The following is an 11,580-nucleotide window of genomic DNA, read 5'->3' as shown; positions in this document are numbered from 1 at the left end:
GAGAATGTTAATGGACAGTGAACTGTTTTTTGACCTGTGTAAGATCTTCCTCGAATTTAGAATGTGTTGCCTGGAACACATGCCGAAAAACATCACCTAATTCCTTCTCCAGCACCTTTATTCCTTCACCGGTTATTCCTCCTTTAACACAGACCTTCCGCTGAAGGGCAGGAAGGGTATAATGCCCCTTTTTCAGCAGCTCTCCCATCCCGATCAGCATTTCGCTGGCAAGAACAGTGGCAGTCTCCCGATTTATTTTTGTTTCCGCAACGGCCGCATTAATGAATTGCTGTGTCAGATAACTGAAAAATGCAGGTCCGCAGCTTACGATGTCAGATGATACCCTTGTTATTTCTTCTTCTATTTCCACAGGCTTGGCAATGGCCTCGATAAGCGGCATGAGTTTCTGCTTCCATTCATCCCTGAAATGCTCCCCGTAAGTAACAAGAGCCACACCGGCGTGTGCCCTGTTGGTGATGCTTGGAATCACCCGTGCTGCTGAACAGGGGACAAAAGATTCGAGCTGTTCGGCGCTGATAGGGCTTGTTATTGAAATCACGCAATCCTCATCACTTAAATATGGCCGGATTTCCTGGATCACATCCGCAAAATCATGAGGCTTCACACAAATGAAAATCAAATCCGAATTGGCAGCCGTTTCGGCTGCTCCCTCCGCAAGTTTCAGGCCGCTGTACTCTTTCTGTATCTCTGCCGCTTTCTCCAAAGTTCTGTTTGTAATCGTCACAGAGGAGGGAGGAACGGCTTTGGCATCAAGCAAGGCCTGGATAAGAATTTTCCCCATATTCCCTGTACCGATAAATCCGACATTCATAAATAACCCTCCTTTGACAGCAAGATATCTCATATAACGATATGAAATTGAAAACTCAAATATACCTTGAAAGGGGATGCGATCATGCTGGATTGGATCAAGCGCCGCCCGCTGGCTGGGATTGGTGCGGCTTTCTTATTAATTTTGCTGTTTTATTTTTTTCTTCAGGGAAACAAAGGGGATGGTGACCCTCTTGAAAGTCTGCAGATGGAGGAGGAGCTGGAGTCATTGCCTGGCCTGGGGGAGGAAGAGGAAAAAGAAAAAGAAAAAGAAAAAGAAAAAGAAGCTGCTCCGCCTGTCATTAAGGTTGATGTGAAGGGGAGTGTGAGGAACCCGGGTTTATATGAAGCAGCTGACGGAGAGCGTGTGGCTGATCTTATTCAGAAGGCAGGGGGGCTGACAGAAAACGCAGATGAGGCCCGGATAAACTTTGCCCAGAGAGTGGGCGATGAAATGGTTATTTACGTACCGGAGGAGGGGGAGGAATTGTCAGGTGGAACTGAACCAGCACAGGCTATCAGTGCAGCCTCGGGAGAAGATGGAATGGTAAATATCAACAGTGCGGGGAGTGAGGAGCTTCAGGATATTCCGGGGATTGGCCCATCAAAAGCAGCTGCCATCATTGAGTACAGGGAAACGGAAGGTCCGTTCCAGTCGCTTGAGGACTTGATGCAGATTAGCGGGATAGGTGAAAAAACCTTTGAAAAGCTTAAATCTTATATAAAATTGAAATGAGCCTCATTGACGTGCTTTTGAAAAAGAGATTAAACTTGTACCAGGAGATTATTCTATAACAAAGAGATTTTAGGAGGAGAAAAATGGAACAGCGTTTATCATGGGACCAATATTTTATGGCTCAAAGCCATTTGCTGGCTTTAAGGAGCACATGTACAAGGCTGGCAGTCGGGGCTACAATTGTCCGCGACAAACGCATCATTGCAGGCGGATACAACGGTTCGATAGCAGGAGGAGACCATTGCATCGACCACGGCTGCTATGTCATCGATAATCATTGCGTCAGGACTATACATGCTGAGATGAACAGCATCCTGCAATGTGCCAAATTCGGTGTGCCCACTGCAGGAGCGGATATTTATGTCACGCATTTCCCATGCCTTCAATGCTGCAAGGCTATCATACAGGCTGGCATTGCAACAGTGTATTACGCTGAAGCCTACAAAAACCATCCGTATGCAATTGAGCTGTTTGAACAGGCAGGCGTCAGGGTGGAGCAGGTAATGCACAAAGAAATTTCTCTCGAATTTAACCGTGCGGAAAAGGCTGAATATATTAAAAACCTGTTGGAAGAGATGAAGCAAAACGGGACAGACCATGAGCGGATTGATAAACTTCAGGCAGAAGCCGGGGAGCTTTTTGGAACCGGGGCTGGCATTACAGCTAAGTAACTGGACAGGAGGTATCAGTGAAGGGGAATTCTTTTTATTTTGCTGCTGCTGCCCTGGCTGGACTGGTGATCGTGCTGGAAGGGAACATAGCATTATCGCTATTTGCCGTATTCCTTATGTACCTATTTGCACTAATAAAACGATTCTCAAAAATGTTGATTCTTCTTTTATTTATTACGCTGCTGATATTTGCCTGCAGAGGTTATTTTGCAGAAAAGGGAAATCACAGTGTATTAAGCGGAGCCGAGAAAACGTTTCAGCTGGAGCTGTCAGAAATGAAGATTGATGGAAACAGCCTTTCTGTAAACTCACGCGACAGAAAGACAGGGGAAAAACTGCTTCTTGCCTATAAGCTGGATTCACAGAAAGAAAAGCAGCTGCTGCGGAACAATCTGGTTCCAGGGCTGGTATGCCACGTGGATGGCATTCTCGAAAAGCCCATGCAGGCAGCTAATCCGAATGGATTTGACTACAGGCTTTATCTGGAAAGAAAGCAGACGTTCTGGATTCTTGAAGCTGATTCGCTGATGCTCAGCCGGTGTTCCGGCACGGCAAGCCATCCTGTTGCAAAAATAAAGAGGCTGAGGCAATCAGGGATCGCTTATATTGAAACGGAATTCCCCGGGAGCCTTGCACCGCTGGCAGCCGCCCTTGTTTTTGGAGAAAGGGGCCTGATGGACACCAGTCTGCTGGAGGACTATCAGAAGCTCGGCATTGTGCATCTTCTGGCGATATCCGGCCTTCATGTCGGCCTCCTGGCAGCCATGATCCTTTATATAGGGAAAAGAGCAGGCGTCCCCAGTAAAAGGATGAAATTCCTGCTGCTGCTGTTCTTGCCCGTTTACGCCGTCCTGACCGGCGGGGCTCCTTCTGTCACCAGGGCTGTACTGATGTTGATGTGTATGCTGATCTATTCGCTGGCTGCAAGAGGAAAGAAGAAGCTTCAGCCGATTGATGCCGTAAGCTCTGTTTTTGCCGTTTGCCTTTTCTTCTCCCCTCATATAGTCTACGAACCCGGATTTCAGCTGTCTTTTTGTGTCAGCTTTGCCCTTATTATCTCAGCTCCCTCAATCTTTAAAAATCTGAACCACTGGATATCCCAAAGCGTGGCTGTTTCATTGGCTGCCCAGCTTGCATCCGCCCCGATCATTCTCTTCTTCTTTTATGAGATATCGCTTTTCGCTCTCTTCGCCAATCTTCTTTACATCCCCTTTTTTTCATTTATCCTCTTGCCTGGCATCCTGCTGGGATTCCTTTTGCATATACTTTCAGGTGGGAATGCCGGCCTGATCCTGCAGGTGCTTGAGTGGAGCGCAGGCATGGCCAATTTGGCCGCCGGAAAGCTTGGATCATTGCCTGGTGCTGTGTTGGTGCTGGGGAAGCCATCCGGGCCTGCTTTGGCCATGTATATAACAGGAGTACCAGCATTATTGATCATATGGGAAAGGAAGAAAGAGCACTTTACCCTTAAAATGGTCGCAGGCATGCTGTTGCTTTTCTCCTTTCAGCCATTGGAACAAAAATTCTCTCCAAAAGGGGAAATCACCTTTCTGGATGTAGGGCAGGGTGACAGCATTTTGGTTTCCCTGCCCTATGGCAAGGGAGATTATTTAATCGATACAGGCGGCAGGCTTCAGTTTGAAACCGAAGAATGGGAAAAAAGAAAAGATATATTTGATCCAGGGAAGGATATTGTGGTGCCATTTTTGAAGAGCAGAGGAATTTCCCGGCTGGACAGACTGATCCTGACCCATGGGGATGCTGATCATATAGGGGGAGCAGCTGGTGTGCTGGATGAGATTAAAATCAATGAAATCGTCTTCCCTAGAGGGGGTGAGGGCGGGGAGCTTGAAAATTTGCTGATCCAGCGGGCGGATGAACTGTCCATACCAGTGGTCTATGCTGAATCAGGGAGCGGATGGCAGGCTGGCAGCAGCAGCTTCCAAATCATCTCCCCCATCCAGGGCAGAGAATATGGAAGTAAAAACGACGGTTCTCTTGTCATCCTGGCGAAAGCCGGAGGGTTGCGCTGGCTTTTTACAGGCGACCTTGAGGAGGAGGGAGAAGGCAGGATCATCCAAAAATATCCTCATTTAAAGGCAGATATACTCAAAGCGGGGCACCATGGAAGCAATTCCTCCAGTTCGAGCCAGTTTCTGCGGCAAATTGAGCCTAAAGCGGCCGTCATCTCTGCCGGGAGGAACAATCGGTATGGGCATCCTCACCAAGAAGTACTTTCAAGATTGAGTTCCGAGAAAATAAAAATCTTGAGAACTGATCTTCATGGGGCAATTACCTACACATTTACCGAAAAGGCAGGAACGTTTTCCCTCAAGCTCCCATAATATAAGATTAAGAAAGCCCTTCCCATTCACCGCAGGCTTCATAAGCAGAAATGAAAAGAGACTGCATGTGTATGCAGTCTCCATAAATTTACGCTATGTAGCTGTTTTTACGCTCCAATGAATTTAATGACTGTTGCAATAACAAACAATAATGCGAAAAAGCCGAAAGATACGGCAAACCCTACGCCGGAATCAACAGCATCGTTGCGTTTGCTTTGGACGTTCTTTTCAAATTCGTTCACAGTCTACCCCTCCTATATCATTTTTAGTATAAGCGATATATAAAAAAAAATCCACAATTCCTGTGTGCGTTTTCCTGGACTAGAAGGAGTTGTCACAAATAGTTTGATTTCGCGCAGCAGAAAATAACATCACAATGTTTTCGCACCGCCGCCAATCAAGTATCCTAGGCCTTGGCTGGCGACGTTCAATATAGATGGGGAACTGGGCATCGGCGAGCCCGGTTCCTTTGAATGCTTGTCAAATCGTCCGGTCTTCTTTAGGATAGGAGTAGGAAAAAAAGTATTGAACGGAGCGAGACAATTGGTTTTAGATGTGTGGAAGCAAATAAATAACAAACAATTTACCCCGATATATTTATTATACGGAACAGAAGGCTTTTTGATTAATGAAACAAAACAGCTGCTTATCAACAATGTGCTGGCTGAAGACGAGAGCGATTTTAATCTGTCTACATATGATTTGGAGGAAACACCAATAGAAGCGGCACTTGAGGATGCAGAGACCTTCCCTTTCATGGGGGATAAGAGGCTCATCTTTCTTCACAACCCCTCTTTTCTGACTTCCGAAAAGACAAAGGGGAAGACTGAGCATAATCTGGCCAAGCTGGAATCCTATTTAAAAGAGCCGTCGCCATATTCAATTATTGTGTTTGCGGCACCCTATGAAAAGCTGGATGATAGAAAAAAGATTACGAAGGAACTGAAGAAAAAAGCAAGTGTCCTTGAGGCCAAAAAACTGGGGGAGCAGGAGCTGAAAGTCTGGATCAGGGAAAGGGCTGCCCAGAACGGCGTCCAGATTGAGGAGGATGCCGTGCAGCTTATGCTGACTCTGGCAGGTACCAACCTCTTTATGCTGACAGGTGAAATTGATAAATTGGCCTTATATGCCGACGAGGAAAAGCTGATTGATGCCGAGGCAGTTGACAAGCTGGTTGCCAGGTCGCTTGAGCAGAATATTTTCACCCTTGTCGACAAGGTGGTCCACAGAAAAATAGATGAGGCACTGCGGATTTATTATGATCTTTTAAAGCAAAATGAAGAGCCGATTAAAATTCTTTCCATTCTGACCGGCCAATTCAGGCTGATCTACCAGGTGAAGGAGCTTTCGAGAAGGGGATACGGCCAGCAGCAGACGGCCGGATACTTAAAGGTCCATCCCTTCAGGGTCAAGCTTGCAGCCGGACAGGCCCAGCTTTTCGGAGATGAAGAACTGTCCCGCATCATGAAGCTTCTGGCAGAAGCAGATTATGAGATGAAAACAGGGGGGATGAACAAGGAAATGCTTATTGAGATGTTTTTGTTCAGGCTCCACGACCATGCCCTCCACAAACAGACAAAATAAAAAAATGGCCCAAAAGGCCATTTTTTCATTTTTACGGCATAAGAAAAGGCTATCTGTGAAGATAGCCGGGAATCTTTAAACGATTACGCGTTCAAAGAGTTTAGTTTTTTAGCAAGACGAGATTGCTTGCGTGCAGCAGCGTTTTTGTGGATAAGGCCTTTTGCAGCAGCTTTGTCAAGCTGGCTGACTGCGTTCGCATATGCAGTCTTAGCAGCAGCTGTATCTTCGTTCACGATTGCAGCTTCAGCTTTCTTGACAGCAGTACGCATTGAAGACTTAACAGTCACGTTTTGAGCATTGCGGGCTTCGCTTGTTTTTACGCGTTTAATAGCAGATTTAATGTTTGGCATTCCATTCACCTCCTAGAAAAAAGCAATCGAGATTATATTAACTCGACTTTCATATCATTCATTAACAATAATTAAGAACAAGTGCTATTTTATCAAAGGCATGCTAATAATGCAATACTGTAGTTTAAAATCAATTCTTTTTGCCGGGAAGGACCCAAAAGCAGTTTGATCATTTTAGGGAAGCAAATGAACATAGGCTCCAGGCGGGACAGCTTCTGAATGAATTGGCGCGGTTCAGGCAAAGCTAGGAAAAAGCACCGGCCCAGGCCGGATTGAAGAAAAGAGGGCAGCAATGTGAAAGAACCATTAGATCTTAGCAGCTATTCAATAAGAACCGACCTTGCCATTGAAGCCAGGGAGATAGTAATGGATGAACGCTCAAAAAACCTTGGGAAAGAAGAGAATCTCTCTCAGCTTGAAGGGGTCATAATTAAAGAAAAAGAAGAAGATGATCTCAAGATATCTTATGTTGAGGTGACATCAGAAGGCGCCAAATCCCTCGGGAAGAAAGAAGGCAAGTATCTAACCATTGAGGTCCAGGGTATCAGGCAGCAGGACACAGAGCTTCAGCAGAAGGTCGAAAATGTGTTTTCAAGCGAATTGGCCCGTTTCATTGAGGGGATGGGGATCAAGAAAGATGCAAGCTGCCTTGTCGTTGGTCTCGGAAACTGGAATGTCACGCCCGATGCACTGGGACCCCAGGTTTGTGAAAATATTTTGGTCACACGCCACCTTTATCAGCTTCAGCCGGAAAATGTTGAAGAGGGCTACAGGCCAGTAAGTGCCCTTGCCCCTGGCGTTATGGGGCTGACCGGGATCGAGACAAGCGATATCATCTTTGGGGTAGTGGAGAAGACGAAGCCGGATTTTGTGCTTGCAGTTGACGCCCTGGCCGCCCGCTCAATTGAAAGGGTGAACTCTACCATCCAAATTTCTGATACAGGCATCCATCCGGGTTCAGGAGTAGGCAACAAGCGGAAGGAGCTCAGCAGGGAAACTCTCGGGATTCCAGTGATTGCAATTGGGGTGCCGACCGTCGTGGATGCAGTCAGCATCACAAGCGATACAATTGATTTTATTCTTAAGCATTTCGGCAGGGAGCTTAAGGAAGGTGACAGGCCATCCCGGGCGCTGGCCCCTGCAGGCATGAATTTCGGGAAAAGGAAGAAGCTCACAGAGGAAGACCTGCCAGAAGAACAGCAGCGGCAGACTTTCCTTGGCATTGTCGGCACACTTCCAGATGAAGAAAAGAGAAAGCTGATTTATGAGGTGCTTTCTCCTATCGGCCATAATCTGATGGTAACACCGAAAGAGGTGGATGTGTTTATGGAGGATATGTCCAATCTGGTAGCCAATGGGCTGAATGCTGCCCTCCATAGCAGGATCAACCAGGAAAATTCCGGTTTTTATACTAGGTAGCCTTCTTGAGGTTCTATCTACTCTAGCACAGTCATAAGATTTACTAGACTTAAGCTGAAGAGGTGGACCTATGAAAACAGCGAAACCAACTGATAACCGCCCGGGGATGATTGGGTCTGGATTTCTGAAGGCAAGCACAGCCTGTCTGCTGTTTTCCGGCCTGGTATTTGCGGTCAGCGGGGCTGTTGCTTTTCCGGGCAATGAATATAGGGCTGTCCCTGAATCTATCAGGGCTGCGCTGTCCAATATGAAAGCAGAGGGGCTGTACCAGCTGATTGGTTTGGAGAATCACCATTTCCATGCAGCGCTGCCGGATAGACCGGTGCCCCCTCCCCTTTCAGGCCTATTATTCGAACTGTCCACGAATGTACGCCTGAATGACCCGGGCAGTCTGCTTGGAAGAGAACTGCCTGCCTTTCGAGGTTATGAAGGCGCACTCCTCACAGCGGGTGAAGAAACGAATAATTCCAATATGCCAATTGAATCCCCGCCTCCGATTGAATCGCTGCGGGCTGAACAGGAAGCTTCCCTGATGAACGGCGGAAAAATGGCGGGTATCGATGAAGAAACAAGGATGACGACCGGAGGCAAAAAGATCGTTTATATTTATTTTTCGCATAATCGTGAATCTTTCCTTCCTTACTTGGATGGAGTGAAGGATATTGATCAGGCATTTCATCCTGAACAGAATATCACCAAAGTGGGAGAACGCCTGAAATCAGCCCTGGAGGCAAAGGGCATTGGCGCAGCGGTGGACAAGACTGACATCCAGGCTGACTTAAGCAGAAAAGGCTGGAGCTATTCACAGTCATATGACCAGTCAAGGGAAGCCGTCGAAACTGCACTCGCAGCTGATCAACATCTGTCTTATTTAATTGATATCCATCGGGATGCCAAAAGGAAAAGTGATACCACGACTGAAATAGATGATGTCGATTTTGCTAAAGTCGCTTTTATCATTGGTGCAGAGCATAAAGGTTATGAGCAGAATCTTTCATTTGCCAATGAACTTCATAATCTTTTGGAAAAAAAATATAAAGGCTTAAGCAGGGGGGCATTAACAAAGGAAGGAAGCCTGACGAACGGTAAATTCAATCAGGATTTATCCGAGCATGCGATTCTGGTTGAAATCGGAGGGGTGGACAATACCTTCGAGGAGCTGTACAGATCAGCTGAAGCTCTGGCAGAAGTTTTCAGTGAATATTACTGGCAGGCAGAGAAAGTAGATTCTTCCGGAAATATCCCTGCCGGCAAAGAATGAAAAAGGTGATTATGATGAAAATGTTTATGGTAAAAGCTTTCCTTGCTGCAGCATTGATGTTCATTTCCGTCCTTTTTGGCATGCAGCATGCCAATGAGGGGACGAGGGCTATGAGAGGCTATGATGAAAAAGGGCTGAATCCTGCTTTCTCCATTAATGAAAGCAGTACAGGGGAGCTGGAGGCCTCCATACTCGGCCAGGACGTATCTTCGCATGACCTGGAAAAGAAAAGAGAAAAGCTGGAAGAGATGAAGGCATATAATTTCTTTTCCTCTGCCGGCAGGGATCTTGCCGAAGGGCTATCAAAGGCCGCAGACACCGCCATACAGAAAGTGGCGGATCTGATAAAATAATAGAGAACAATCGGCCATCCGGGAGATGGCTGTTTTATTTTAGTGGCCTTCTCAGTGCTTCCGCTTTTCCTTGAATGTTCCAACCCCTGCTGATATAATCAAAAATAGTGTATATGCGCGAGTATAGTAGGAGTGAACGCTATGAATAGAGAAGACAGACTGGAAAGACAATCGAAAACCCGGAATTTTTCAATAATTGCCCATATTGACCATGGGAAATCAACGCTGGCTGACAGAATCCTGGAAAGAACAAATGCCTTGACGGCGCGGGAAATGAAGGACCAGCTGCTCGATTCCATGGACCTGGAAAGAGAACGCGGGATTACAATCAAATTGAATTCTGTGCAATTAAAATATAAAGCAAAAGATGGAGAAATTTACACTTTTCATCTGATTGATACCCCAGGGCACGTAGACTTTACTTATGAAGTGTCCCGAAGCCTTGCAGCATGTGAAGGCGCAGTGCTTGTTGTGGATGCTGCACAAGGCATTGAAGCCCAAACTCTGGCAAATGTGTACCTTGCCATTGATAATGACCTTGAAATTGTACCGGTCATCAACAAAATCGACCTTCCAAGTGCAGATCCTGAACGGGTGCGCGGTGAAATCGAGGACGTCATCGGGCTTGATGCCAGTGAGGCTGTATTGGCATCTGCAAAAGCAGGGATCGGAATTGAGGAGATTCTGGAACAGGTCGTTGAGAAGGTTCCAGCTCCACAGGGAGATCCAGATGCCCCGCTGAAGGCGTTGATCTTTGACAGCCTTTATGATGCATACAGAGGCGTTGTTGCCTATATCCGTGTTGTTGAAGGAACAGTGAAGGTCGGTGATAAAGTCAAGATGATGGCGACCGGCAAAGAGTTCGAAGTCACGGAGGTAGGCGTTTTCACACCGAAATCAACTCCGCTGCCTGAGCTTTCTGTAGGTGATGTAGGCTTCCTGACAGCAGCAATTAAGAATGTCGGCGATACACGTGTCGGCGATACGATCACAAGCGCGAAAAATGGAGCTGCAGAACCCCTGCCAGGCTACCGGAAGCTGAATCCAATGGTATACTGCGGCCTGTACCCGATTGACAGCGCCAGATTCAATGATTTGCGCGAAGCGCTTGAAAAGCTGGAGCTCAACGATTCTGCGCTTCAGTTTGAGCCGGAGACTTCCCAGGCATTGGGCTTCGGTTTCCGCTGCGGATTCCTTGGACTGCTTCATATGGAAATCATCCAGGAACGCATTGAGCGGGAATTCAAGATAGACCTGATCACAACTGCACCAAGCGTTATCTACGATGTTGTCATGACTGACGGCACTTTGCTGAAAGTGGACAATCCGTCAGATATGCCTGACGCACAGAAAATTGACCGTGTAGAGGAGCCTTATGTAAAGGCGACGATGATGGCGCCAAATGATTATGTCGGTGCAATCATGGAGCTCTGCCAGGAAAAACGCGGTATTTTCATTGATATGCAGTATATGGATGAGACCAGGGTCAGCATTGTGTACGAAATTCCGCTTTCGGAAATTGTGTATGACTTCTTCGATCAGCTTAAATCCAGCACAAAAGGCTATGCCTCATTCGATTATGAGCTGATTGGCTATAAAGAATCCAAGCTTGTCAAAATGGACATTCTGCTTAACGCTGAAAAAGTCGATGCGCTCAGCTTTATCGTCCATAGAGATTTCGCATATGAACGTGGAAAAGTGATTGTAGAGAAACTGAAGGACCTGATTCCCCGCCAGCAGTTTGAGGTGCCGATCCAGGCTGCAATCGGGCAAAAAATCGTTGCGCGTTCAACGATTAAAGCGATGAGGAAGAACGTATTGGCGAAATGTTACGGCGGAGATATTTCCCGGAAAAGAAAGCTGCTTGAAAAGCAGAAGGAAGGGAAAAAGCGCATGAAGCAGGTCGGCTCTGTCGAAGTTCCGCAGGAAGCATTCATGGCAGTCCTGAAAATGGACGATACGACTCCCAAAAAGTAACAGGCTCCAGGTTTGATTTGTTGCCGGAGGTTAGATATGCTTGCATACAAGCA

The 11,580-nt window shown here is 46.7% G+C and carries 11 protein-coding genes; 8 read left to right on the top strand and 3 right to left on the bottom strand.

The features are described 5' to 3' along the window. Positions 1-7: 7 nt before the first annotated feature. Positions 8-832: a late competence protein ComER gene (gene comER, locus N288_RS17195; protein WP_022544213.1), complete on the bottom strand. Its 825-nt coding sequence runs from the start codon at positions 830-832 to the stop codon at positions 8-10. An 84-nt stretch (positions 833-916) separates the two neighbouring features. On the opposite strand from comER, the gene N288_RS24830 reads away from it, so the two are divergent. The 3 genes from N288_RS24830 to N288_RS17180 all read left to right on the top strand — a co-directional run bounded on the left by N288_RS24830 (position 917) and on the right by N288_RS17180 (position 4,583). After that, positions 917-1,567, top strand: coding sequence for a helix-hairpin-helix domain-containing protein (locus N288_RS24830; protein ID WP_022544212.1), 651 nt, complete (start codon positions 917-919; stop codon positions 1,565-1,567). 83 nt (positions 1,568-1,650) lie between these two features. Further along, positions 1,651-2,238 carry a ComE operon protein 2 gene (locus N288_RS17185; RefSeq protein ID WP_009796227.1) on the top strand — a complete coding sequence of 196 codons (588 nt, stop codon included), beginning with the start codon at positions 1,651-1,653 and terminating at the stop codon, positions 2,236-2,238. Between the two features lie 17 nt (positions 2,239-2,255). Continuing rightward, positions 2,256-4,583 (top strand): DNA internalization-related competence protein ComEC/Rec2, encoded by a 2,328-nt coding sequence (locus N288_RS17180; protein ID WP_022544211.1) that lies wholly within the window; start codon positions 2,256-2,258, stop codon positions 4,581-4,583. 107 nt (positions 4,584-4,690) lie between these two features. Here the strand turns inward: N288_RS17180 and N288_RS24825 are convergent, their stop codons facing one another. Further along, the gene (locus tag N288_RS24825) at positions 4,691-4,825 is read right to left on the bottom strand and encodes a YqzM family protein (RefSeq protein ID WP_009796271.1); all 135 of its coding nucleotides are present in this window, start codon (positions 4,823-4,825) and stop codon (positions 4,691-4,693) included. A 301-nt stretch (positions 4,826-5,126) separates the two neighbouring features. Here N288_RS24825 and holA point away from each other — a divergent pair, with 301 nt between their 5' ends. Then, positions 5,127-6,167, top strand: a complete 1,041-nt coding sequence (gene holA, locus N288_RS17170) for a DNA polymerase III subunit delta (RefSeq protein ID WP_009796270.1) — start codon at positions 5,127-5,129, stop codon at positions 6,165-6,167. Between the two features lie 83 nt (positions 6,168-6,250). Here the strand turns inward: holA and rpsT are convergent, their stop codons facing one another. Further along, positions 6,251-6,517, bottom strand: a complete 267-nt coding sequence (gene rpsT, locus N288_RS17165; protein ID WP_009796269.1) for a 30S ribosomal protein S20 — start codon at positions 6,515-6,517, stop codon at positions 6,251-6,253. Between the two features lie 294 nt (positions 6,518-6,811). Between rpsT and gpr the strand changes: the two genes are divergently transcribed. The 4 genes from gpr (at position 6,812) to lepA (ending at position 11,527) form a co-directional block, all read left to right on the top strand. After that, positions 6,812-7,936, top strand: coding sequence for a GPR endopeptidase (gene gpr, locus N288_RS17160; protein WP_009796267.1), 1,125 nt, complete (start codon positions 6,812-6,814; stop codon positions 7,934-7,936). 70 nt (positions 7,937-8,006) lie between these two features. After that, positions 8,007-9,197, top strand: a complete 1,191-nt coding sequence (gene spoIIP / locus N288_RS17155; RefSeq protein ID WP_009796266.1) for a stage II sporulation protein P — start codon at positions 8,007-8,009, stop codon at positions 9,195-9,197. 11 nt (positions 9,198-9,208) lie between these two features. Continuing rightward, positions 9,209-9,550, top strand: coding sequence for a YqxA family protein (locus tag N288_RS17150; RefSeq protein WP_224951539.1), 342 nt, complete (start codon positions 9,209-9,211; stop codon positions 9,548-9,550). Positions 9,551-9,691: 141 nt separating this feature from the next. Continuing rightward, positions 9,692-11,527: a translation elongation factor 4 gene (gene lepA / locus N288_RS17145; protein WP_009796264.1), complete on the top strand. Its 1,836-nt coding sequence runs from the start codon at positions 9,692-9,694 to the stop codon at positions 11,525-11,527. The last annotated feature ends 53 nt before the right edge of the window (positions 11,528-11,580 follow it).

It is taken from the genome of Bacillus infantis NRRL B-14911 (genome assembly GCF_000473245.1).
In the GTDB taxonomy this organism is placed as follows: Bacteria; Bacillota; Bacilli; order Bacillales; family Cytobacillaceae; genus Bacillus_AB; species Bacillus_AB infantis.
Note: the sequence above shows the minus strand (reverse complement) of the source record. Positions and strands in the feature narration are given on the sequence as shown.